The sequence below is a fragment of the Chitinophaga rhizophila genome (assembly GCF_019492185.1).
GTDB lineage: Bacteria > Bacteroidota > Bacteroidia > Chitinophagales > Chitinophagaceae > Chitinophaga > Chitinophaga rhizophila.
In genome coordinates, this window is sequence record NZ_JAICCF010000004.1 from 551,445 (window position 1) to 575,097 (window position 23,653).

A 23,653-nucleotide genomic window follows, 5' to 3' on the forward strand; every position below is an offset into this window, starting at 1 on the left:
TGTTTATCATTAACGGGTAATTAATGTATTCATTTAAAGCAATCACCGGTATGGCGATTAAAGACCTGACTAAAGTTCAGAAGATCCTGTTTATGTGTAACGGCGGCACCTGTAGTAACAAAGGTGCAGACGACACCACGAATCAGATAAGGGCGCACCTTACAGAAAACGACCTCAACGCAGAAATCCACACGGTACGTACTAAATGCCTGGGACAGTGTACCTGGGGACCTATGATATTTATGCATCCGGAAGGTGTATGGTATAAAGGCGTAACTCCGGAAGCCACCCGTGACATTGTTACGCAGCACCTCATAAGAAATGAGCTGGTGACAGGGCATGTACACTTCCCTGACGCAGCACAGATTGAGGCGAAACCATTGGTACGTATTCCACAACCCAACGAATAAACGCAGGTATATGGACATTCTCCAACAGGATCTGACGGGATTTATTGTCCTGTCAGTACTCGGTTTACGCCATGGGCTGGACCCGGATCATATCACCGTCATAGATGGTTATACATACAGGCTGCACCTGCATCAAAGTCCGTGGACCCGTTGGGTGGGCACGCTTTTCACGTTTGGACATGGTATTATGGTTACAGGCATTGCCCTGTTCCTCTGTATACTGAAGAATAACTTTGAGATGCCGCCCCTGCTGGATATTGTAGTAGCATGGTTATCGTCGGTGATGCTGCTGTTCATGGGTATCTCTAACCTGATCAACCTGACCAGGAAAGAAGGAGCGCCAGTGGGCAGCTTCCGTAAAAGACTGCTGCCGAAGTCATTTGACAACAGCGTAAATCCATTTACCGTGATACTGACAGGTATTATCTTCGGTTTCATCTTTGACACCTCTTCGCAGATAGCGGCCGTAGGTTACACCGTATCCGTATCCAATCAGTGGGTATTTGCCATCCTCGGCGGCGTGGTATTTTCCCTGGGGCTGATCCTGACGGGCACCTGCGATTCGCTGCTGCTGAGCAAGTTACTGAAGACGTTTGACCAGAAAAAGATCCAGCGTCACAGGTTCAAACTGAATGTGCTGATCACGATCATGTGTTTTGCCATTCCTTTGTATAAAATTGCAAGCACATGGAATACTTCACTTGAACTGAGTGAGTATCAGAATAATATTGTCGGACTGGTTTTTATTAGTATCATTATATCTTTATATGCCGAACTCTATCTGCGGCACCGGTATGCGAAAGCGACCGCAGTGGCAGAGAGCGACGCAGTTTAGTTATAAGGATCTGTTAATTATGAATAGAGCATCGGAACAATCGATCAGTATATTGGGTTGCGGATGGCTGGGGCTTCCGCTGGCAGCTCACCTGGTTAAAGAAGGCTACCTGGTGAAAGGCTCTGTGACAGCAGATGATAAGATGGAAGAACTGGTGACGCGCCAGATTACGCCTTACCGCGTGATGATCACAGACGCCGGCATTGACAGCAACGACCTGGCCGGTTTCCTGCAAAGTCAGATATTGATCGTCAACTTCCCTCCTTCCCGGCGGGAAGATGTTGTATTGTATCATCAGGCACAGATGGCACACCTGGTGAAAGAGATAGAGAAGAGCCCTGTGAAGCAGGTGTTGTTTGTAAGCTCTACCTCGGTATACCCTGATGTGAACGGAGAAGTGTACGAGCATGAAGTGGCAACGCCTACTAAAGGCAGTGGCAAAGCGCTGCTGGCCGTAGAGAAAATGCTGCGCACGAATGTACGCTTCATGACAACCGTGATCCGTTTTGCAGGACTGATCGGGTACGACCGTATGCCCGGGCGTTTCCTGGCTGGCAAGAAAAATGTAGAGAACGGGGACGCACCGATCAATGTCATACACCAGGACGACTGTATTGCGTTGATCAGGGAGATCATCAGACAGCAGGCCTGGGGCGAGGTGTTCAATGCCTGTGCAGACGAGCATCCGACGCGGAGGGAGTACTATACGCAGGCCGCCGCTGTGGCGGGACTGGAAGTACCGACATTTGCCGCAACAGCTGACCCGCATTTTAAGATAATTAATGCTGATAAGATCAAACAGCGCCTGGACTATACGTTCAGGTATCCTGATCCGCTCAGCCTTTTACATAGTGGTATATGAAAGGGATATTAATCTGTGGGCATGGCAGCCGCGATCCGGAAGGTATCGAGGGCTTCAAGACCCTGGTAGCATTATTACGTAAACGCTATCCTGACAGGATGGTGGACTATGGTTTCCTGGAGTTTGCGCACCCCATATATGCAGCCGCAGTAGAGCGCATGTATGTGGCCGGCGTAAGGGAGATCATTGCTATTCCCGCCATCCTTTTTGCCGGCGGGCATGCCAAAAACGATATTCCTTTTGAGATGAATACGCTGCAATCTCAGTATGCAGACCTGAAGATAAAACTTGGGCGGCATATCGGCATTACACCTTCCATCCTGCAACTGGCGAAGAAGCTGATAGAACAGGCGGAAGCGGCACATCCCATGGCTGACAGGAAAGATGCCTGTTTGCTGCTGGTAGGCAGGGGTACCTCCGATCCGGACGCAAATGCAGATGTAGCCAAGCTGACCCGGATGCTGGGAGAAGGATTGGGTTTCGGCTTTGCTACTACTGCATTCATCGGGGTGACACAGCCTTTACTGAAAGATCATCTGCCAATAATAGACTACCTGCCTTATCAGAGGATCGTGGCATTACCGGTATTTCTCTTTACCGGAGTGCTGCTCAAAAAGATCTACGCGCAACTGGAGGAGTTTGGCAAGACAACAAATAAAACCATCATCACTACCGGATCTTTCGAGTGTGATGAACTGTTACTGCAAACGATCGACGAGCGTATCAGGGAGGTACAGGAAGGCAATCCGAATATGAACTGCCAGCTATGTAAATACCGTACGCAGATCATCGGTTTCGAGGAAGAAGTAGGCAAAGAGCAGGTAGGACACCACCTGGCCGTTAAAGGCATTCTATTCGAGGAAGATGAAAAACCTGGTGAGAAGAAAACCGTGTTAACCACCGTAAAAAAGCTCCTCGGTATCTGATACATGAACAGACAAGGAAAGATATATGGCGTTTCATTAGGCCCCGGTGATCCGTTGCTGATCACCGTGAAAGGGTTGCAAACGCTGCAACAGGCAGACAAGATCTACTACCCCGGGTCCAGGCTGGCAGACGGTAGTACTTCCAGTTATTCATTGCAGATATTACAACATTATGCGCTGGATAGCCGCAAACTGCATGGCATGTTCCTGCAGATGTCTGACGACCGTACCGCAGCAGAACAGACCTATGCGGCCACCTTCAGGGAGCTGCTGGCTGACTATCAGGCAGGGTTACAGGTAGCTTTTGTAAGCGAGGGTGATATATCCTTTTACAGCACATTTGCCTACCTGCTGAAACATATACAGGCGCATCAGCTGGACCTGGAAATCATTGCCGGCGTACCGTCTTTTATACTGGGAGCGGCAGTTAACCAGACATCGCTGGCTATCCTCAATGAGAAAATTGCCATCCTGCCCAGGATGAAGGACAGGGCCGCGCTGGCGCGCTACCTGGAAGAATTTGAAACGGTGGTGCTGATTAAGGTAAGAAGCGTGCTTCAGGATATACGTAGTCTGATACAACAGACCGGCCTGGAGATCGTATACTGTGAAAGGCTGGGTACTCCGCAGCAATATATTACCACAGATATCAATGACCTGGAAAAAAGGGAGATCCCCTATTTTTCATTACTTATTTTAAAACGAGCATGCAGTTAAGCGTAGTTGGCATAGGACCCGGCGGAAAAGATTATATTCTACCCGTTGCACAGCAGGTGCTGGCGACAGCAGATATCGCTATCGGTTACAGTTATTATTTTCAGTTTGTCGAACACCTTTTGCCTGCACACTGTGAATGTATTGGTAAGGACCTGACAGAAGAAGAAGCGCGGGCAGTACTGGCTGTAGACCGTTGTGCGCCGGGGAAACATGTCGTTGTGATCAGCTCGGGAGACGCCGGCATCTATGCCATGGCATCGCTGGTATACCAGTACGCCAGTACCCGTACAGATAAAGATATTGACCTGCAGACCATACCGGGCATCAGTGCCTTTATTGCTTCGGCGGGCCGGCTGGGTGCTCCGCTGGGACATGACTTCTGCTGTATATCGTTGTCAGACCTGATGACGCCATGGCCGGTGATAGAAAAGCGTATTCAGGCAGCCGCCATCGGCGACTTCGTTACTTCATTATACAATCCGCGCAGCAAGAAGCGGTTCTGGCAACTGGCGCGGTTCAGGGAATTGTTCCTGCAACACCGGGATCCTGCGACACCTGTAGCTATCATCCGGCAGGTAACCCGTCCTGAAGAAACATTTACCCTTACTACCCTGGGAGATATGGATGTAGACATGGTAGATATGTTCTCGCTGGTCATGATCGGCAATTCGCAGACCTATCAGTTCAAAAACTATCTGGTGACCCCCAGAGGCTACCTGGCGCGGAAGCCTGTCTCCGGACAGGAAATTCAGGACGAAAGTTTCCGCCAGATCGCCGCACAGCTGAAGCGGGATGATGTGAGTGCAGCAGACAGGTGGGCGATCATGCGTTGTATACATACCACTGCAGACTTTGAATATGAAGACCTGTACCTGTCCAACAATGATGCAGTGGCGCAATGGCATGAGTACCTCAGTGCAGGCGGCACTATTGTTACTGACGTCACCATGGTACAGGCAGGCATCACGAAAGAATTTATCAGAAAATACAACACCAATGTATACTGTTACCTCAACGATGAGGCAGTAGTCCCGTTGGCAGAGAAGGAAGGGCTGACCCGCAGTCAGGCAGGTATGCGTATTGCGATTGAGAAACATCCTGACGCATTGTTTGTAGTAGGCAACGCCCCTACTGCCCTGTTTGAGTTATGTGATCAGTTACAGGAGGGAAGGTTCCGGCCGGCAGGTATTATAGGAGCGCCGGTAGGGTTTGTCAATGTGGTAGAGTCGAAACTGAAGCTGCAGGCGCTGAAGGCTATACCGTATGTCATCATCCGGGGCCGTAAAGGAGGAAGCAATGTTGCTGCCAGTATTGTTAATGCAGCATTTACCGTAAAAGTCAGGTAGTGAAATATATCGTGATCGGCATATCAAACCATGCAGTGCAGGAGCTACCGGCGACGGTACGGGAGCTGTTGCCGCAATACAGGGTTTTCTCCGGCGGTCAGCGGCATTATGCACTGATACAGGCTTACTTGCCTGCCGACCATCAGTGGATCGATATCCGTAGTGATATGCCCGCGTTATTTGCACAATACCACTCACTGAATGAGGACGTAGTGGTGTTCGCCTCCGGCGATCCGTTGTACTATGGATTTGCCGCTACCATCCGGAAGTATCATCCGGAAGCAGACATGCAGGTGTTCCCGTATTTTAATAGTCTGCAGTTGCTGTGTCACCGGCTAAACTATCCGTATGCCGGCCTTGTCAGCACCTCTGTACATGGCCGTTCCTGGGAGGAGCTGGATCAGGCGTTACTGCGTCAATGCGGTAGCATCGGCGTATTAACAGATCAGGTAAAAACGCCGGCAGCCATTGCTGCGCGCCTGCTGGAATATGGCTTTGACAACTATGTGATGCATATAGGCGAAGAGCTGGAAGGTACAGCGCAGCGCATTGTTTCCGGAGAACTGGCAGACATGGCGAGCTATGAGGCGCATGCACTGAATTGTGTGCTGTTGCATAAGAAGGAAACCAGGTCTTTGTCGGCCGGTATCCCTGATCATCGTTTTGCCGGACTGGAAGGACGGCCGAATATGATCACCAAGATGCCTGTCAGGTTAGCGAGTCTGGCGCAGCTGGATTTATCGGCCAGGAAGACTTGCTGGGATATAGGTTTTTGTACAGCGTCCGTATCCATAGAAGCGAGAAGGCAGTATCCGCATTTACAGGTCATTGCTTTTGAGAAGCGGCCGGAATGTGCAGCCATATTTGAAGAGAATACCCGCCGGCATAGTACGCCCGGTATAACAAAGGTAATGGGAGACTTCTTTGCGCAGGATCTTGCGGTGCTTCCCCGCCCGGACGCCGTATTTATAGGCGGTCACGGGAATCAGCTGGAAGCGCTGATGCAGCGGTTGGATGTTTATTTGTCAGCCGGTGCAAAGCTGGTCATTAATGCCGTAAAGGAAGATAGCAGAACGCAGTTCATTGCAGCAGCACAACATTTAAATTATATACTGTCTGAACCGATGGTGATTACTGTGGATGCCCACAACCCTATCACTATCCTGACAGCAGAAAAGCATTAATATGAGTAAGACAGTCATCATAGCCAGTACAGATAAAGGTGTTGCGCTGGGTAACATCATCAGGACGGAATTTCCGAAGTCTTTGCTGGTCAGCACGCGTCAACATGAGCAGGCAACGCCGATAGTAAGCATAGGGCAATTCCTCGAAAAGAACTTCAAGAGTTTTGATACACTGATATTTATCGGCGCACTGGGCATATGTGTAAGAAGTATAGCGGCTCATATAGAAGATAAGGAGACGGATCCGGCCATCATCAATATGGATGACCGTGGCCGGTTTGTACAGTCAGTAGTGTCAGGGCATCTGGGTGGTGCAAATGACATTACACGGAAAATAGCAGCAGCCATCGGCGCTCAGGCCGTGATCACTACCAGCAGCGATCTGCAGGAAATCTGGGCGCTGGATACCCTGGCCGCAAAGTTTGGCTGGAAGCAGTCAGCAACGGCAGACATGAACCAGATTATTTCGTTGTTTGTCAACAATAAACGTACAGCATTGCTGCTGGATGTAAAGGACCAGGGGACCGCTTACCTGGAAAAGACGCTGCCTGATTTTGCGGACATATACTATGATTTTAACAGCATAGACCTTGAACAATATGACCTGTTGATAGCGGTGACTTACCGGGTATACCAGGCAGACATCCCTGTGCTGTCTTTCCATCCCCAGGTATTACATGTGGGCATGGGCTGCTCCCGCGATATAGAGCCGGACCAGCTGGAGGCGTCTGTGTATGATCAGCTGGCGCAGCAGCAGCTGGCAGTAGCCGCTATAAAAACGATAGGGTCTATTGATGTGAAGCATGACGAGGTAGCTTTTATCGCATTGGCTGAGCAATTAGGCGTACCATTCATTACCTATAGTGCAGCAGCGCTCAATACACAACAGGTGGTCAATCCGTCTGAAGTGGTGATGTCCAAACTGGGCGTACACAGTGTATCAGAAGCAGCCGCATTGTTATCGTCGGGCAACCGCAATTTATTACTGGAGAAACAGAAGATTACCGTTCCTTCCGGGAAGAAACATACCATTGCCATCGCTATTGATCCGCAGGCAGTACGTAAGGCCGTAGTGGCCATTGTGGGAGCTGGTCCGGGAGATGCAGCGCTGATCAGTATCAAAGGGAAAGAGCTGGTAGAAACTGCCGACCTGATACTATATGCCGGCAGTCTGATACCCGAAGAGATCACTCATTATGCAAAGAAGGAAGCCATTGTACGTAACTCAGCCAGCATGACTTTGGAAGAGCAGATCCATCTGATGGAAACGCATTATGCCAAAGGCCATCTGATCGTGAGGCTGCAATCCGGCGATCCGAGTATATACGGCGCTATACAGGAACAGATGACCATCTTTGATGAGAAAGGGATGGACTATTATATCGTACCGGGCATCTCTTCCTTCCAGGCAGCAGCCGCCAGTCTGAAGTCAGAGTTTACCATTCCGGAAGTGGTACAAACCATCATCCTGACACGGGGTGCTGGTAAAACACCGTTGCCCGAGCATGAGAAGCTGAACGAGATGGCGAAGCACAAAGCCACGATGTGCATCTTCCTGAGTGCAACAATCGCGAAATCCGTGCAGGAGCAGTTACTGGAACACTATGCACCTGATACGCCGGTAGCAGTATTATACAGGGTAAGCTGGAAGGACGAAGAGATCTATACCGGCGAACTCAAAGACCTGGCGCAGATCGTGCGGGAAAACAAGCTGACACTGACCACGCTGGTGATTGTGGGTGCCGCAATTGGCGCGCGCAAGAACCGCTCGCATTTGTATAGTCCGGAGTGGAAGCATACATTCAGAACCGGCAAAGCCCTTAAAGCGAAAGAATGATATTGGTTTTTGGTGGAACGACAGAAGGTAAAATAGTAGCTGGCATACTGGAAAAGCATGGCAGGCACTATTACTATTCCACCAAAACAGCTATTGCATTTACGCCGGGGCCTTACGGGAAATACCGTTCCGGAGCGCTGACGGCAGCAGACCTGCAAACATTTTGCAGGGCACAGGATATTAAAGCCATTGTGCATGCCAGTCACCCGTTTGCCGCCGTGCTACATAACACCATTGATACTTGTGCAAGGGAACTGGCATTGCCGGTATACCGGTTTGAGCGACGTTATCCGGAGCGGCAGTCGGATGCCCTGATCAGGTATGTGGCTTCTTACCAGGAAGCAACAGAATGGCTGGAAAGGCATGTACAGGGAACATTGCTGGCGCTGACAGGCGTACAGACCATTGCTCCGCTGAGGCACTATTGGGAAAAGCATCACACTATTTTCAGGATACTGCCCAGGGAAAGCTCGCTGGCACTGGCCAGGGCAGCAGGATTTCCTGTGGAGCAACTGATTATGGAGATGCCAGGCAGCGACCTGGTCCTGGAAACAGCGCTGATCAATACAAATCATATCAGGGCGATACTGACAAAAGACAGTGGGGAGTCGGGGTTTATATCGACAAAGATCGGAGCCGCCTTAGCCAATGGAATACCGATTGTGATCGTTGAGCGGCCGGCATTGCCGGAGAGCTTCATTCCGGTAACGGACGAAGCCTCGCTGATGGAAGCATTAAACCGGTCATCGCTATGAGTTTACAGCCGATACCAGCAGGCCCTTTAAGACAAGGGTATACGACCGGTGCATGCGCCACCGCCTGTACCAGGGCGGCGCTGTTGTCGCTGATCAGGCAGGAGCCGGTAACGGAGGTGGAGATTACACTGCCGCTGGGAGAAAAGGTCACATTTGCCATCAGCTCGTGCACCTATACCGGTGCTCAGGCCACCTGTACTACAGTAAAGGATGCAGGCGATGATCCGGACGTAACCAACGGAGCAACGATCGGGTGTACCGTATCATTCAATGATACCCTGGACGTAAGATTTTTCAGGGGTGAGGGCGTAGGGATAGTGACATTGCCGGGACTGGCCATTGGCGTCGGAGAGCCGGCCATCAATCCGGTACCCCGGCAGATGATGACAGCAGTTGCCCAATTCCTCACCCATCAGTATAAGCTAAATAAAGGGGTAAATATCGAGGTTTTCGTGGTCGGCGGAGCTGAGATAGCTCAAAAGACCCTGAACAGCCGTATCGGGATCTTAGAGGGCATTTCCATACTGGGCACGACCGGCATAGTGAGACCGTTCAGCGCCTCGGCCTATATTGCCAGTATTACACAAGGTATTGATGTAGCAGTGGCCAATGGTTGCCGGGAGATTGTGATCAATTCGGGCGGCCGGTCAGAGAACATCCTTCGTAAACGGATGGACCACCTGCAGGAATATGCTTTTATACAGTATGGCAACTGGATCGGGGAAACCCTGGAAAAGATCCGTAGCGTGCCGCTGGAAAAAGTAACGATGGGCATCATGCTGGGCAAAGCAGCCAAGCTGGCGCAGGGAGAGCTGGATACTCACAGCGGGAAGTCAACCTGGGATAAGCAGTTCATCTATGAGCTGGCAAAAGGATGCGGTTACACGGAAGAGCAGTGTACACCGATACTGGACCTGAACATGGCCAGGCGGCTGACAGCGCTTTTTCCGTTTACTGAGACAGAGCCTTTTTTCAGGGAACTGGCCAGGCGCTGTTATGCAGTATGCGCACCACTGATACCCGAAGTCAGGTTACAACTTTTATTGATTGACGCAAACGACACAATTCTAAGTTTTTGATATGATTGGATACCTTTTTACAGACTCACTATTATTAGGCATACAGCATTCCTTTGAACCGGACCATATGGCGGCAGTATCCGTACTGGCATCAGAGAAAGCGAATAACAGGATAAGTCTGTCAAAACTGATCTGGCGTTCTTCCCAATGGGCATTAGGGCACTCAGTGACCCTGATCCTGTTCAGCACCATAGCGCTGCTGGTAAAGTCGGCATTGCCGCTCGACATGTCATCCTATGCAGAGATGATCGTTGGGCCGGTAATGATCTGGCTGGGTATTTCAGCCATCCGCAGAAACCATAAGCTCAAAAAGATGATGGAGACGCATAAGGTCTTTGCAGAACATGCCCATACAAACAATGCCCTTCACCTGCATGGCCGTCAGGGAGAGGAAATAGCGATGAATCCGCTCAGCCGCTCCTTCTGGGTAGGCATGTTACATGGACTGGCAGGAACAGGGGGCGCGTGTGCTGTAGCATTGATCATGGCCTCCCGCAACACCGGTACCGCGATCGGTATTATTGTACTTCAGAGTATCGGTATTATTGCAGCCATGACTACCTATAGCTGTGTGCTGGCATTCTCCGTATCCAGGTTTATTGAGCGTAACCAGACAGCGTTCAAAGCAATGAACGCCGTTGTAGGACTGTTCTCCATCGCCGTAGGCTGCCTCTGGATCTACAACATCTTTGCTGAAGCTAATTAAGAACAAAGCATGCAATCATTTCCATTCTCCGCAATATATGCCCAGGATGACTTTAAGCTGGCACTTATACTCTGTATGATAGAGCCCGGTTTAGGAGGTGTACTGGCACTAGGCGATAAAGGTACCGGTAAAACGACGACCGTCAGGGCCATGAGTGACCTGATGCGACGCAGTGAAGCCGCCTTTCCGTTTGTCAATCTGCCAATAGGCGCTACTGAAGACAGAGTACTGGGCACTATCCACCTGGAGACGCTGATCAATGAGAAAAAGGTAGTGGTGCAGCCCGGCTTATTGGCAGCCGCGCACCAGGGTATCCTGTATATAGACGAGGTAAACCTGCTGAATGACTACCTGATGGATATATTACTGGACGCAGCCGCCAGCGGTGGCTATCACCTGGAAAGAGACAGCATTTCCCGCTGGTTTGAGAGCAGGTTTTGCCTCGTAGGAACCATGAACCCGGAGGAAGGGGAACTACGACCGCAGTTGCTGGACAGATTCGGACTGAGCGTGACGGTGCATACACCGTCAGACAGGGCGGACCGTATGCAGATTGTGAGTCGCCGGTTAACTTTCGATACCGATACAGCAGCTTTCTGCGCACAATATGACGCATCAGAACAGGCGTTGTCGGAAAGAATAACCAGCGCCAAAAGCGAACTAAAGGCTGTCAGTTATAATGAGGATATACAGATATTAATTGCTGACACCTGTATTAAACATGAGGTAGAAGGACTACGTGCAGACATCCTGCTACTAAAAGCAGCGAGGGCCCACGCAGCCTACCATCACCGGAAAGCGGTGAGTACCGACGATGTACACAAGGTAATGCCCTTTGTACTGTCCCACCGTTCGAAGCATTATTCTCCATCACAAAATCCTCAGCAGCAGCGGGAGCAGCAGTCTCCCAGGGATGAAAAGGAGGGCGACTCGATAAGGATCAGAATGAGCTGAGAAAAGAGAATAATCCATTACAGGAGTATCTGTCCCGGGCCGCCAAAACGGACAAATATATTCAGTTGACGCACCATTCGGCCGATAGCCGCAAAGGCGTAACAATTAAAAACCCGGCACGCGGAAGGCAGTTGACTCAACGTCAGCCTGTAGCCCATCCATCTGACAGTATAGATACCCTGGCAACACTCCGGCATTACCTGATACACGGAAAAACGGAGATACAATACAAACGGGAGCAGGCGAAGGTAGACATGTTCATCTTCTTCATCCTGGACTCCAGCGGATCTATGATGAGGGACCAACAGATTGCTTTTATCAAGGGACTGGTCGCTGCTACGGTGCAAAAGTACAAAACGAGGCGTATCAGGTATGCAGCAGTGGCATTGTGTAATGGTGGAGCGCAGTTGTTATCGGCCCCTACCCTGCATGCAGATGATTTACTGACAGCAGTATCCGCCCTGAAAACAGGTGGAAAAACAAACCTCCAGGCAGGATTTGCCCTGCTCCGGCGGCAACTGAAAGCAAACATGTACAACAAAACGCAACTCTACATCTTTACGGACGGGAAGATCAATGCAGGTAGTACCCCTACCCCATTTGAAGAAGCCGTACAGTACTACAAACAGTACCTGTCTCCCGTGAAAGAAACGACAGTAGTTAATACAGAAAGCGGTTTTATACAGCTGCACCAGGCCCAAAAACTGGCTAGGGCTATTAATGCAGTACACTACCAGGATATGAGCGTTTATAACCTGCCCGCCAAAGGCCAGGCACACCGTTAGCCGTTAACGGGCAGGACATACAATAACCATTTATCAGACAATAAATCATCGGATAACAGCATACCCGACAGGCGAGGCTGATCAGGCAAAACCTGAACAACGACAACTTATCCGATGGCTAATTACTCATTCTTAATTGCTAATTCTTTCATGCTGCATTACATTTCCGGTGGACAACGATCAGGCAAAAGCGACTTTGCTGTGAGACAGGCACTCGACCTTTCCGATAATCCCGTTTATCTTGCCACATCACGTATCTGGGACGAGGATCACAGGGCGAGGGTGCAGCTGCACAAAAATAGCCGGGACACCCGTTGGGAGAATATCGAAGAGGAAAAATATATCAGCCGGTTACAACTGGAAAACAGGACGGTGGTATTTGATTGTGTAACCCTCTGGCTGACCAACTTCTTTGTAGACCATCAGTATAACGTAGCCGATGCACTGGAAGAAGCTAAGTCAGAATTTGAGCGATTTATACAACAACACTTCCACCTCATCATCATCTCTAACGAAATAGGCATGGGTGTACATGCATCAACAGATGCCGGCCGGAAATTCACCGACCTGCAAGGCTGGATGAATCAGCATATCGCCCGGAAGGCAGACAAAGCGACCTTTATGGTATCAGGCTTACCGCTTACTCTCAAATAACACGTAACGATCAGACAGATATGACTACATTCCACATTGCACCGGTTGATCATCACATAACGGCAGCATTGCAACATAAAATTGACAATAAGACCAAACCGCTGGGCGCACTGGGACAGCTGGAAGGTCTGGCATTAAAGATAGGCCGTATCCAGCAGACGCTTACCCCCACACTCAGCAAGCCTGCCATGGTAATCTTTGCTGGTGATCATGGCATTGCCCATGAAGGCGTGAGTCCATTCCCGCAGGAAGTTACCTACCAGATGGTGTTCAACTTTCTGCAGGGCGGGGCCGCTATTAACGTATTTGCCCGGCAGCACAATATGGATATCAGGGTAGTTGACGCCGGTGTAAACTTTGACTTTAACGGGCATCCGGGTTTGATACACGCGAAGGTAGCCATGGGCACTAAAAGCTTTCTCCATGAAGCAGCCATGACCCAGGCCGAGTGCGAGACAGCTATTGAAAAAGGTGCGACCATCGTCAAAGCGTTACATGAGCAAGGGTGCAATGTTATCGGTTTTGGAGAGATGGGTATTGCCAATACTTCCGCCGCCTCTGTTATTATGAGCCTGTTGTGCAATATTCCGCTGGAGCAGTGTATAGGTCGAGGCACCGGCCTGGATGACGAAGGCCTGATACGCAAGAAAGTCATCCTGGCAGAAGCCATGATCCGCCATAACAGGATAGAGAAGACACCGCTGAACGTACTCTCCACCTTCGGCGGCTTTGAGATAGCTATGATGTGTGGCGCGATGTTACAGGCAGCCGCTTCCGGCATGGTCATATTGGCAGATGGTTTTATTACAACCGCCGCCTTACTCGTCGCCTCAGGCATGTATCCGGCAGTATTGGACTATACTATCTTCACGCACCAGTCCAACGAACAGGGGCACCGGCTGATGTTGGCCCACATGAAAGCAGTACCTTTACTGGACCTGGGCATGCGACTGGGTGAAGGCACAGGTGCAGCAGTCGCTTATCCGGTCATCCAGGCAGCAGTCAACTTCCTGAACGAAATGGCCAGCTTTGAGTCTGCCGGCGTGTCCAACAAAGCATAAATATGAAGAAGGAGATCCGCATATTTCTGACCGCGCTTATGTTCTTTACCCGCATACCCGTGCCGTCGGGTATTGACCATAATGCCGCTGATCTGAATAAGTCCAGCCGTTATTTTCCGATGGTAGGGATACTTACAGGTATTATCGGGGCGGCCGTATTTGCCGGAGCGAATATGCTGTTTAAAGACATCTTCACAGCGGTGATCCTTTCGGTAATAGCAACCCTGCTTACGACCGGTGCGTTTCATGAGGACGGCCTGGCCGACGTAGCTGACGGCTTTGGCGGTGGATGGACCAGGCAGCGTATACTGGAAATCATGAAAGACTCCCGCGTGGGTGCCTTCGGTGTCATTGTCCTGATCATGACCCTGCTACTGAAAATATGCCTGCTCGCCAAACTGGCGCTGTTGATGATCAATACAAACCTGTTGCCTTACTGCCTGCTGTATGTAGCTGCACATGCGTTCAGTCGTACGATGCCGGTTTATCTCTTACGGTTCATGGCATATGCGCGTGAAGATGACAGCACGGCAAAAAGCAAACCACTGGCAACAAAGATCAGCTGGACAGGTTTTGTCATTGCCAACATCACCGGATTGATACCTTTGTTAATGCTCATCATCTGCTTCCATCATTCATGGTGGCTACTAATGGTTGTCATTCCCTGCGGCTTACTCACTTTATACCTGTGCCGCTATTTCCGCAAATGGATCAATGGGTATACGGGAGACTGCCTGGGTGCTACACAACAACTTAATGAACTGATATTTTATATGGGAATCCTGGCTATATGGAACTTCATCTGATCAGACATATTAAACCGGACTACCCGGAAGGAACAAACTATGGTCAAACGGATGTACCGTTACCTGCAGACTATCATCTTATACATGCAGGCATTGTAGAGCAACTGGCTGCTTATGATGCAGTGTATAGCAGTCCGCTGAGTCGTTGCAGACTGTTGGCCGCCGCGATTACCCCTCATCATCAGGTAGACAGCCGCCTGATGGAACTACATTTCGGAGACTGGGAAGGCCGGAAGTGGGATGATATTGACAGAGAAGAACTGGACCCATGGATGGCGGATTATATCAACCTGTCGCCACCCAATGGAGAGTCATTGCAAACACTGGTTAAGCGGTTTGCAGGCTTCGTTGAAGAGTTGCAGGCGATGCCGCATCAGCGCGTACTAGTGGTGACACATGCAGGCATTATCCGCTCAGCCATGCACCTTTTCAACAATATCCCACTGGACCAGGTCATGATGGAAAAGGTAGCGTACGGTGGTCGCTATACATTCAATACGAAATAAGACACGATGAAAATATATACTAAAAAAGGCGATAAAGGCACGACCGCATTATTCGGCGGCAGCCGTGTAGACAAAGATGACGTAAGGGTTAACTGTTATGGCACCCTGGATGAGGTTAATTCCACTATCGGGCTGTTACGTGCGAAGCTGGGACCAGACCATGAATGGCAGCCCAATCTGCATAAGATACAGAAGGATATGATGGACATGATGTCACACCTGGCGAGGCCGTCAGACTGTAAAAAGGAAAATCCCAATCCTAAACCGGAGGATGGTGCCGCCTTCTGCGAGCAATGGATCGATGAGCTGGAAGCCGGTATGACCACAAAGTCGGATTACTTCCTGCTACCAGGAGGCAACGAGATATCGGCATTATGTCATGTAGTGAGAACCCAGATGCGCAGAGGAGAAAGACTGCTGGTCACACTGATGAAAGCAGATCATGTGGACGACTATATTGCAGCCTACATCAACAGGCTTTCAGATCTGTTCTTTATCATGGCGCGTGCCGAGATGGATAAGGCAGGCGTGGCAGAGGAAAAGTGGCAGTTGTTTTTATACAAACGTAAAAAGAGTGTGGAATAAGGAATGAGGCGTGCCTCATTCCTGCTGTATATAGAGTTGCTGTAATCGTTCAATCGTTTCCTGCGCTGGTTGTTTCCACATCCCGCGCTGAACAGCTTCCAGCATACGCTCTGTCATGTCCCTGAGCGCCCAGGGGTTGACCTGCTCAATGAACTGCCTGTTCTCTTCATTAAAGAGATATTCTTTTGTGATGCCTTCATACATGAAGTCGTCCACCAAGTCCGTAGTAGCATCGTAAGCAAAGAGGTAGTCCATAGTAGCTGCCATCTCAAAAGCACCTTTGTAACCATGTCGCTTCACTCCTTCAATCCATTTCGGATTAATAACGCGTGAGCGGTACACTTTGAGCAACTCTTCCTTTAGTGATTTTACCTTCGGATTTTCCGGGCGTGCATGATCACCGAAATAGATAGCGGGTTGTTCTCCTTTGACAGATTGTATTGCATTAGCCATACCTCCCTGGAACTGGTAATAGTCATCCGAGTCGAGGATGTCATGCTCCCGGTTATCCTGGTTATGCATCACTACCTGTATATCGGACAGCCGCTTTTCAAACACTTCATGCGCCGACTCTCCTATCCGGTCTGCACCATAGGCGTAGCCGCTCCAGTTGATATATACTTTAGCCAGATCTTCCCGCGACTGCCAGTTCTTTTCATCTATCACCGCCTGGAGGCCAGCCCCATAAGCGCCGGGTTTCGATCCGAAGACGCGGAAAAGTGCACGTTTGTAAGCTTTCTGTTCATCCAATCCTTTGCGCTGCCATTCCTGTTTCTCCTGCAAGAAGCGTTTTCTGACAGGGTTCTGTTCAGGAGGTTCGTCAAGAAGTGCCACCTTTTCAACAGCTGCATTGAAAAGGGAGATCACATCGGGAAAGGCGTCGCGGAAGAAGCCGGAGATGCGCAGCATAACATCTACCCGTGGCCGTCTTAGCATGATCAGCGGAATAACTTCAAAGTCACTCACCCTCCTGTTGGCAGTTTGCCATACAGGTTTGACACCCATCAGCGCAAGCGCCTGTGCTATGTCGTCTCCACCGGTGCGCATGGTGGAGGTCCCCCATACAGACAATCCGATGGTTTCAGGGTAGTCTCCATGTTCCTGCATATACCTGTCTATGATCAGGTTAGCACTTTTCACGCCCAGGTTGTAAGCGGTCTGGGTAGGTATGGCGCGTACGTCTACAGAATAAAAGTTCCTGCCGGTAGGCAACACATCCAGCCGTCCCCGGGTGGGTGCGCCGGAGCTACCCGAAGGTACATAGCGTCCGTTCAGCCCTTCGAGCAGATTACTGATCTCTGCTGTGGTATTACTGACTTTAGGCAGTGTATCTGTTGCGATATAGGCCGCCAGTTCGCGGGTATGCGGGTACGCAACGGAGACTTCTTCATTGCCGCATATTGCGGTTATCACTTTTCTGGCTTCTCCTTCCAGTACCTCTACTACATCTCCGTTGATACGGCAGGTAGAGAACAGCGGATGTTGCCCCTCTGAAGAAAAGGTCTCCTGGTAGTCAATATTCAGCGGATCAAGAGACAACCCAAGATCTGCAGCCAATGCCTGGGTAATCCCCATTCTTCCTGATACAGGGATACGGTGCAGTGCAACCAGCAGGTCTGTCAGCTGATCGCCTTCCGGCACTTTCCCCAATATATGCAGGCCATCTCTGATCTGAGCTTCTTTCAGCTCACAGAGGTAGCCATCCAGTTTTACAAGTAATTCATCGATATCCTTTGCAGATGTCTGCAGGTCAGCTTCCAGATTGGCTTCCTTTACCAGCTGCCGGATCTGCGTTTTGATGACGGCAGTCCGCTTAGGGTCAACACTGTATGCGTCATAGTATTCGTCGATGAGGTGCTCCAGTTTGGTCAGCACACCGTAACTTTCTGCCCTGGTCATAGGCGGAATCAGGTGATCTATGATCACTGCATGATTACGTCTTTTAGCCTGCGTACCTTCCCCCGGATCGTTGATGATAAATGGATAGAAATGCGGCACAGGTTCCAGCAATACTGCCGGGAAACAGGAGGTTTTACTTAAGGCGACACTTTTGCCGGGCAGCCATTCAAGGTTACCGTGTTTACCCACATGTACAACAGCGTCTGCTGCGAAGACATAGTTCACCCAGAAGTAATAGGCCAGGTAGTTATAGGTCGGCGGGAGGTCCGGCGAGTGATAAATGGCTTTAACATCCTGATTATACCCTCGGGCCGGTTGAATACTGACAAATGTATTACCAAGCAGGAAGCCAGGAATAATAAACTCCTGCTGACTAAAATAAGGAGAAGACTCCGGTGTTCCCCACTGAGTAGTGATCTTTTCCCGCAGTCCCGGAGCCAGGTTGTTGAAATGCTTATAAAATGTCTCAGCCGGCAGACTTACCTGGAAGGGTCTGTACTCCGTAGTGTCGGCATCATTAGTAATATAGTGGGTGATCAGTATGATCAGTTCACTGCTATCGGTAGGTACAAATTCGCCCAGTTCATATGCATTTGCCTTCATGGCATGCAGTATTTCAATAATACTGGCAGGGGTGTCAAGTCCGACACCATTGGCTAGCCGGCTATCCTTATTGGGATAGTTAGGCATGATAAGCGCGACGCGTTTGTCGTGGTTCTCTTTACGGCGGAGGGCAATCCAGCGTTTAGTAAATTCAACGGCGAAGGTGCAGCCTTCTTCATGTGTGGTATACTTCAGAATGTCTGAATCGGTGAGTTCGTCCCGGCCTTCTGATGACTTAAAAGATACAGCGGTGGTAATGATACGCCCGTCTATTTCGGGCAGGGCAATATTCATTGCTACATCTGTCGGGGTTAATCCAAACAGGTTCTCTTCCCATACCTCTTTGGTACAGGATGCAAAGATTGCCTGAATGACTGGTACATTCATCCTCCTGAAAATGAACTGATCATCGGTAGTATCCAGTAATGATTTGATGGAGAAGCTGGTAGTGTTGATGATAACGTCTATTTCTACTGCCGTCTTATGTAGCAGCAACTCAGCCAGTTCGTCACATATAGCCTGGTCGCGCAGGTTGCTGACAAAAGCAATAACAGGATGAATGTTTTCTTTTATCAGGCTATTGGCCAGGTGATAGACCGGGTCGAGATTATCTGCCAGGTAATGAGTTTGGTACACCAGGATAGCTACATTACTTCGTCCGGGGTCGCCGGCAGTATGTTCTTCTCCTGCAGGTATTATACCCCGTTCCGGTTGGAACAGGAACAGGTCTGGCAATCGGGTTGGCGGCTCGTAAGTAGACGCGATATTGAAAAAGGTATGGAAGATATAGCGAAGGCATTGCACATGATTGTGTTTACCACCGGCGCAAAGATATTTCCATACCGTGTCTGCAACGTGTATAGGTGATGTGGAGCTATTTAACAGCTCCACATCAGGTACATCATATCCCGGAAGGAAGAGGACAGGAATCTTTTTCAGTTCGCAGGCGATGCTGACGGCCTCAAACAGGTAGGGGTAATAGCTTTTACCACCCAGAAAGCGGCAGATCACTACTTTGGCGTTACTGATCACTTCTTCCACGTACTTATCAATGGTCAATTCCTGCTTCAGGTATACCAGGTTGGCAATACGCAGGGAAGGCAGTGATATTTCTGCGCCGGCGGACAGGTAGAGCTGCCGGTAGGCATTGTTCAGTGAATGAATCTCTGTGTCGGCGGCCGACAGGAATACGACATCACCCGGTTGCTGTTGAATATGGAAGACTCCTTCGCCATTAGGGTTCCATCCTCCCGGAATAGTTGGAATTAGATGCATGTATGGAATTAGCTGACTACGGTCAGTCTTTCATTGATAATAGCTGCCAGGTCTTTGTCATGTAATTCATCACCGATGATCACCAGACTGGTTTTGCGGGTTTCTCCATCTTTCCATTTGCGGTCAAAGTAATGGTCGAAGCGGTTAGATACCCCTTGTAATACCAGTCGCATCGGTTTACCTGGTACATCAATAAAGCCTTTTATACGGTAGATCTCATGTTCTTCGATCAGTTCTTTCAATACGCCTACCAGTGTCTCCGGGGTATGTGGCGCAGTAATGTCAACCACTACAGAGTCGATATCATCGTCATGATGATGGTCCAGACCATTGGCGTGATCTTCTTCATGATGCGAGTGACGGCTTTCCAGGTCATTCTCAGCAGCGGCGTTTACACCCAGGAGTATATCGGATGATAGCACGCCGTTGGCAGCAGCCACCATCTTAACGTCCGGACGTACTTTACCTGCAATGATTGCCCTTACCTCTTCATATTGGTTTTCATCCACGAGGTCTTTTTTAGTCATCACTACCAGGTCAGCACAGGACAACTGATCTTCAAACAGCTCTTCGATAGGCGTCTCATGATCCAGGGAATCATCTGCCAGGCGTTGTGCCTGTACACGTTCTCTGTCACAGATCTCACCGGTTGCCTGCCCTACTACATCTACTACGGTCACTACCGCGTCTACAGTGATCTGAGGTTTCAGTTCAGGCCAGTTGAAAGCATGCAGTAAGGGTTTAGGTAATGCCAAACCCGAAGTCTCTATGATAATATGATCAATAGTATCCTTGCGTTCCATCAGCTGAAGCATTACGGGAAGAAACTCTTCCTGTACAGTACAGCAAAGGCAGCCATTGTTAAGCTCCAGTACATCTTCTTCGTTCGAGCAACAGGACTTAAGGATTTCGCCGTCAATACCCATTTCCCCAAATTCATTGACAATGACAGCCAGTCTGCGGCCGTTTGCGTGCTGGATCAGATTACGGATTAACGTCGTTTTTCCTGAGCCGAGAAAACCAGTGATAATAGTAACCGGAATTTTTGAAGCCATAATAATATCGTTTAAGAATAGGATCTTTTTAGAAGGCCGTAAATTACTGATTATTTGGCAGGATAACGCCAACCCGGGAAGCGTATTTTACACTACAGACGGCACCGAATGGCATACCCGTTATAGTTATACCTTTCAGGCTGTGAGATATATGCCACAGACATGAAGATCATTTAACATATGCTGCCCAAAATGGACAAGTAAATAAAAAAGGGGCTGTTAGAGAACAGCCCCGGATACATAAATGCTTATTTTATTGACAATTTTAATATTTCAGATCTCTTTCGCCTATCTTTTTGATTTTGTAAGCCAGATCTTTCAGATGACGCTGCGTTTCTTTATCCATTCCCGGATGGTTCTGGTATTTTGAAATCAGCTGTAATTCTTTTGTTAATGTAGCTCTCATGATGTTGCTGAGATCTGTCATATAGTAAGTATACATCTGTGTTATACCAGAGATCATCTGATCCATGTTGTCAGTAGGATATACCAAATCGAGCAGTTTATTGATGTAGACTTTCTGCAGGTTACGTCTGTAAAAACTTACGCTCTTCCCTTCATATAGTTCACGGAAGATGACTTTGTCCATATCCTGCATCAGTTCTTCAACGGTATATACCTTATTGGTGGTCTTGCTATCGAACTGAGCGCCCAGCATAGAAGTCATACGTACACGGTTGAAGATACCATTCAGCACACTTCTCTGCATCTCAATAAGGTCGATACCGAATCGGTCAGGGATCTTGTCCATCAATGACTTCTCATTCAGCCATTCGGGAGTGGTAAACAGCTCTTTGTCCAGGAAAGCAACCGCCTCTTTCTGGCGCTTATACTCTACCGGTACATAGGTCGGACCTGGCTGACTGGTAATTTTTTCATAATGGTATTCACCGCCTACATTACGTACCACATGGCCTACATAGGTTGAGTATTGATTGTAAAGCGTGGAAAGCATATCGCGCATATCGCTGTAATCTTTCTGCGGCTGATTAGTCCACTCACCCAGGTTTTTGATGATACGTTTCAGATTCATAATACCATAAGTACCTGCTTTCATAGCGTCATCGCCCAGATCTTCGTTCTGAGAACGCGGGTCCAGTGGTTCCATTTCATTACCAAACCACAGGCGTTTGTTCTTTAGACTGTCGGTCACAATGGCAGTGAGCAGCTTCTGCTCTTCCCACTCGTTCTTCACATCCGGACGCCATCTGTAGCCCCATTCAATGGCCCATTTGTCATAGTCGTTGATACGGGGATAGAGGCCGGCACGACCAATGTTATCTTCGGGCTGCGCAACATAGTTAAATCGGGCGTAGTCCATAATAGACGGCGTGTGACCGTATTTCTCTACCCAGGCTTTATTGCGCAGGTTTTCTACCGGTACGGTAGAACTGGAGCCAAAGTTATGCATGAGGCCCAGGGTATGTCCTACTTCGTGAGATGACACAAATCGGATCAGATCTCCCATCAGATTATCATCAAACACCAGTTTTCTGGCACCGGTGTCTACGGCAGCGCATTGTATGAAATACCATTTCTGTAGTACTGACATCACATTGTGGTACCAGAAGATATGGCTCTCAAGGATCTCTCCTGTACGCGGGTCATTTACATTCGGGCCCATTGCATTAGCAATAGCAGAAGGGCGATAAATGATAGCGGAATGGCGGGCATCTTCAAGGCTCCATGTGCTATCTTCTTCACGGGAAGGTGCTTCACGGGCATATATCGCATTCTTAAAGCCAGCCTGTTCAAACGCGGCCTGCCAGTCATTTACACCCTGAATCAGGTAAGGAACCCACTTCTTTGGTGTAGACGGATCGATGTAGAATACTATCGGCTTTGCCGGCTCTACCAGTTCGCCGCGTTTGTATTTCTCAACATCCTCCGGCTTAGGCTCTAATCTCCAGCGTACTGCGTAAGAGGTATTTACTACGCTCTGCGGATGGGCGTCAAAGTCGCGGTGTGTGATGGAAAAGTAACCCACACGTTTGTCCTGCAGGCGCGGACGCGCAGGACGTTCAGGCAACATTACCATAGAAGAATTAAGTTCGACGCTGTAGTTGGCTGATGTCGGGTTTTTGCCGGCAGCATATGTTTTGAACGCACGCACCTCGACATTGGTCGGGTAGGCATGTACATACTTCACATAACTTCTGTCATTCTGCTGTGCACCCATACCTGCACGGTCTTTAAACAGTGATTTCGAGAAATAGGTGATATCGTTATCACTGTTCAGGAAGTCTGTCATATTTAATACTACCGCGCTTGAATCAGCGTTGTAGGCAACTATGGGAAATGCAGCTGCTATAGCCTGTACATTGTTTTTCTGTACGCTGGTGTACATAGCAGTGGTACTGTCAGCACTGTACTCTGAGAAGGACAGTCTTCGGAGGTACAGGTTATTATTACGCGCTTTTTCAAAGCGGTATACTGCTTCTCCTATCTGGTCGCCGGTGAGGCCCCAGTTGCCGTTACGCATATCTACAGAAGCGGCTGCGACACGGTTAACAATGAGTATATCTTTTCCCATGATAGCAAAAGGCACCTCAAAGTAGTAATCATCTCCCTTAGAGTGTACGGTAATGAATCCTTTGTCCGTACGCATCTCTTTTGTGATCACATCACTATACTTCTTCAGTTTTGAAGGCTCCGGTTTCTTACCGGCAGTGGAATCTGCTTTGACTTCAGTGGGCGTAGACGCCTTATCCTTCTTTTTCTTCTTTTGCGCCGTTGCGTGCAGAGACGCGGCCAGCATAACGCATGACAATAGCCATGCGCTGCGGCCTGAGTTTAATCTAAACATAGTTCAG

Annotated in this window: 21 protein-coding genes; 18 read left to right on the top strand and 3 right to left on the bottom strand. The window is 49.2% G+C overall.

The genetic code is table 11. The features are described from left to right. Window positions 1–23: 23 nt before the first annotated feature. From K1Y79_RS22265 to K1Y79_RS22350, 18 genes are all read left to right on the top strand, one after another. Window positions 24–410, top strand: a complete 387-nt coding sequence (locus tag K1Y79_RS22265) for a (2Fe-2S) ferredoxin domain-containing protein (protein ID WP_220252403.1) — start codon at window positions 24–26, stop codon at window positions 408–410. Window positions 411–420: 10 nt separating this feature from the next. After that, the gene (locus tag K1Y79_RS22270; protein ID WP_220252404.1) at window positions 421–1,245 is read left to right on the top strand and encodes a HoxN/HupN/NixA family nickel/cobalt transporter; all 825 of its coding nucleotides are present in this window, start codon (window positions 421–423) and stop codon (window positions 1,243–1,245) included. 19 nt (window positions 1,246–1,264) lie between these two features. After that, window positions 1,265–2,107 (top strand): SDR family oxidoreductase, encoded by an 843-nt coding sequence (locus K1Y79_RS22275; protein WP_220252405.1) that lies wholly within the window; start codon window positions 1,265–1,267, stop codon window positions 2,105–2,107. Beyond that, the gene (locus tag K1Y79_RS22280; protein WP_220252406.1) at window positions 2,104–3,033 is read left to right on the top strand and encodes a sirohydrochlorin chelatase; all 930 of its coding nucleotides are present in this window, start codon (window positions 2,104–2,106) and stop codon (window positions 3,031–3,033) included. Before K1Y79_RS22275 ends, K1Y79_RS22280 begins: the two co-directional genes overlap by 4 nt. 3 nt (window positions 3,034–3,036) lie before the next feature. After that, window positions 3,037–3,750, top strand: a complete 714-nt coding sequence (gene cobI / locus K1Y79_RS22285) for a precorrin-2 C(20)-methyltransferase (protein WP_220252407.1) — start codon at window positions 3,037–3,039, stop codon at window positions 3,748–3,750. Further along, window positions 3,741–5,096 carry a precorrin-3B C(17)-methyltransferase gene (cobJ, locus tag K1Y79_RS22290; RefSeq protein ID WP_220252408.1) on the top strand — a complete coding sequence of 452 codons (1,356 nt, stop codon included), beginning with the start codon at window positions 3,741–3,743 and terminating at the stop codon, window positions 5,094–5,096. Before cobI ends, cobJ begins: the two co-directional genes overlap by 10 nt. After that, complete coding sequence (gene cbiE, locus K1Y79_RS29455) at window positions 5,096–6,280, top strand: precorrin-6y C5,15-methyltransferase (decarboxylating) subunit CbiE (RefSeq protein ID WP_220252409.1); 1,185 nt, start codon at window positions 5,096–5,098, stop codon at window positions 6,278–6,280. Before cobJ ends, cbiE begins: the two co-directional genes overlap by 1 nt. Window position 6,281: 1 nt before the next feature. Beyond that, window positions 6,282–8,117, top strand: coding sequence for a precorrin-4 C(11)-methyltransferase (cobM, locus tag K1Y79_RS22300; RefSeq protein ID WP_220252410.1), 1,836 nt, complete (start codon window positions 6,282–6,284; stop codon window positions 8,115–8,117). Continuing rightward, window positions 8,114–8,872 (top strand): precorrin-6A reductase, encoded by a 759-nt coding sequence (gene cobK / locus K1Y79_RS22305; protein ID WP_220252411.1) that lies wholly within the window; start codon window positions 8,114–8,116, stop codon window positions 8,870–8,872. Before cobM ends, cobK begins: the two co-directional genes overlap by 4 nt. Then, entirely contained in the window at window positions 8,869–9,951 is a 1,083-nt protein-coding gene (locus tag K1Y79_RS22310; RefSeq protein WP_220252412.1) for a cobalt-precorrin-5B (C(1))-methyltransferase, read from the top strand. The genes cobK and K1Y79_RS22310 overlap by 4 nt, the downstream gene beginning before the upstream one ends. 67 nt (window positions 9,952–10,018) lie before the next feature. Next, the gene (locus tag K1Y79_RS22315) at window positions 10,019–10,657 is read left to right on the top strand and encodes a hypothetical protein (RefSeq protein ID WP_236059774.1); all 639 of its coding nucleotides are present in this window, start codon (window positions 10,019–10,021) and stop codon (window positions 10,655–10,657) included. Between the two features lie 9 nt (window positions 10,658–10,666). Beyond that, window positions 10,667–11,611, top strand: a complete 945-nt coding sequence (locus K1Y79_RS22320) for an ATP-binding protein (protein ID WP_220252414.1) — start codon at window positions 10,667–10,669, stop codon at window positions 11,609–11,611. Window positions 11,612–11,676: 65 nt separating this feature from the next. Beyond that, complete coding sequence (locus K1Y79_RS22325; RefSeq protein ID WP_220252415.1) at window positions 11,677–12,396, top strand: vWA domain-containing protein; 720 nt, start codon at window positions 11,677–11,679, stop codon at window positions 12,394–12,396. A 150-nt stretch (window positions 12,397–12,546) separates the two neighbouring features. Then, complete coding sequence (locus K1Y79_RS22330) at window positions 12,547–13,050, top strand: bifunctional adenosylcobinamide kinase/adenosylcobinamide-phosphate guanylyltransferase (protein ID WP_220252416.1); 504 nt, start codon at window positions 12,547–12,549, stop codon at window positions 13,048–13,050. Window positions 13,051–13,070: 20 nt separating this feature from the next. Continuing rightward, window positions 13,071–14,111, top strand: a complete 1,041-nt coding sequence (gene cobT / locus K1Y79_RS22335) for a nicotinate-nucleotide--dimethylbenzimidazole phosphoribosyltransferase (RefSeq protein WP_220252417.1) — start codon at window positions 13,071–13,073, stop codon at window positions 14,109–14,111. Window positions 14,112–14,113: 2 nt separating this feature from the next. Continuing rightward, the gene (locus tag K1Y79_RS22340) at window positions 14,114–14,917 is read left to right on the top strand and encodes an adenosylcobinamide-GDP ribazoletransferase (RefSeq protein WP_220252418.1); all 804 of its coding nucleotides are present in this window, start codon (window positions 14,114–14,116) and stop codon (window positions 14,915–14,917) included. Beyond that, a complete protein-coding gene (cobC, locus tag K1Y79_RS22345; protein ID WP_220252419.1) occupies window positions 14,902–15,423 on the top strand; it encodes an alpha-ribazole phosphatase family protein in 522 nt (173 codons plus the stop codon). Before K1Y79_RS22340 ends, cobC begins: the two co-directional genes overlap by 16 nt. Window positions 15,424–15,429: 6 nt before the next feature. Next, window positions 15,430–16,008: a cob(I)yrinic acid a,c-diamide adenosyltransferase gene (locus tag K1Y79_RS22350; protein WP_220252420.1), complete on the top strand. Its 579-nt coding sequence runs from the start codon at window positions 15,430–15,432 to the stop codon at window positions 16,006–16,008. A gap of 15 nt (window positions 16,009–16,023) precedes the next feature. On the opposite strand, the gene cobN is transcribed toward K1Y79_RS22350, so the two are convergent. From cobN to K1Y79_RS22365, 3 genes are all read right to left on the bottom strand, one after another. After that, window positions 16,024–19,785, bottom strand: coding sequence for a cobaltochelatase subunit CobN (gene cobN / locus K1Y79_RS22355; RefSeq protein ID WP_220252421.1), 3,762 nt, complete (start codon window positions 19,783–19,785; stop codon window positions 16,024–16,026). Window positions 19,786–19,793: 8 nt separating this feature from the next. After that, complete coding sequence (gene cobW / locus K1Y79_RS22360) at window positions 19,794–20,840, bottom strand: cobalamin biosynthesis protein CobW (protein ID WP_220252422.1); 1,047 nt, start codon at window positions 20,838–20,840, stop codon at window positions 19,794–19,796. 265 nt (window positions 20,841–21,105) lie between these two features. Next, window positions 21,106–23,646, bottom strand: a complete 2,541-nt coding sequence (locus tag K1Y79_RS22365; protein WP_220252423.1) for a zinc-dependent metalloprotease — start codon at window positions 23,644–23,646, stop codon at window positions 21,106–21,108. Window positions 23,647–23,653 lie beyond the last annotated feature (7 nt).

What these genes read in the sequence shown, in the direction of transcription:
- K1Y79_RS22265 (WP_220252403.1), top strand. Translation starts at nt 24, where the DNA reads ATGTATTCATTTAAAGCAATCACCGGTATGGCGATTAAAGACCTGACT.
- K1Y79_RS22270 (WP_220252404.1), top strand. Translation starts at nt 421, where the DNA reads ATGGACATTCTCCAACAGGATCTGACGGGATTTATTGTCCTGTCAGTA.
- K1Y79_RS22275 (WP_220252405.1), top strand. Translation starts at nt 1,265, where the DNA reads ATGAATAGAGCATCGGAACAATCGATCAGTATATTGGGTTGCGGATGG.
- K1Y79_RS22280 (WP_220252406.1), top strand. Translation starts at nt 2,104, where the DNA reads ATGAAAGGGATATTAATCTGTGGGCATGGCAGCCGCGATCCGGAAGGT.
- cobI (WP_220252407.1), top strand. Translation starts at nt 3,037, where the DNA reads ATGAACAGACAAGGAAAGATATATGGCGTTTCATTAGGCCCCGGTGAT.
- cobJ (WP_220252408.1), top strand. Translation starts at nt 3,741, where the DNA reads ATGCAGTTAAGCGTAGTTGGCATAGGACCCGGCGGAAAAGATTATATT.
- cobM (WP_220252410.1), top strand. Translation starts at nt 6,282, where the DNA reads ATGAGTAAGACAGTCATCATAGCCAGTACAGATAAAGGTGTTGCGCTG.
- cobK (WP_220252411.1), top strand. Translation starts at nt 8,114, where the DNA reads ATGATATTGGTTTTTGGTGGAACGACAGAAGGTAAAATAGTAGCTGGC.
- K1Y79_RS22310 (WP_220252412.1), top strand. Translation starts at nt 8,869, where the DNA reads ATGAGTTTACAGCCGATACCAGCAGGCCCTTTAAGACAAGGGTATACG.
- K1Y79_RS22315 (WP_236059774.1), top strand. Translation starts at nt 10,019, where the DNA reads ATGGCGGCAGTATCCGTACTGGCATCAGAGAAAGCGAATAACAGGATA.
- K1Y79_RS22320 (WP_220252414.1), top strand. Translation starts at nt 10,667, where the DNA reads ATGCAATCATTTCCATTCTCCGCAATATATGCCCAGGATGACTTTAAG.
- K1Y79_RS22330 (WP_220252416.1), top strand. Translation starts at nt 12,547, where the DNA reads ATGCTGCATTACATTTCCGGTGGACAACGATCAGGCAAAAGCGACTTT.
- cobT (WP_220252417.1), top strand. Translation starts at nt 13,071, where the DNA reads ATGACTACATTCCACATTGCACCGGTTGATCATCACATAACGGCAGCA.
- K1Y79_RS22340 (WP_220252418.1), top strand. Translation starts at nt 14,114, where the DNA reads ATGAAGAAGGAGATCCGCATATTTCTGACCGCGCTTATGTTCTTTACC.
- cobC (WP_220252419.1), top strand. Translation starts at nt 14,902, where the DNA reads ATGGAACTTCATCTGATCAGACATATTAAACCGGACTACCCGGAAGGA.
- K1Y79_RS22350 (WP_220252420.1), top strand. Translation starts at nt 15,430, where the DNA reads ATGAAAATATATACTAAAAAAGGCGATAAAGGCACGACCGCATTATTC.
- cobN (WP_220252421.1), bottom strand. Translation starts at nt 19,785, where the DNA reads ATGCATCTAATTCCAACTATTCCGGGAGGATGGAACCCTAATGGCGAA.
- cobW (WP_220252422.1), bottom strand. Translation starts at nt 20,840, where the DNA reads ATGGCTTCAAAAATTCCGGTTACTATTATCACTGGTTTTCTCGGCTCA.
- K1Y79_RS22365 (WP_220252423.1), bottom strand. Translation starts at nt 23,646, where the DNA reads ATGTTTAGATTAAACTCAGGCCGCAGCGCATGGCTATTGTCATGCGTT.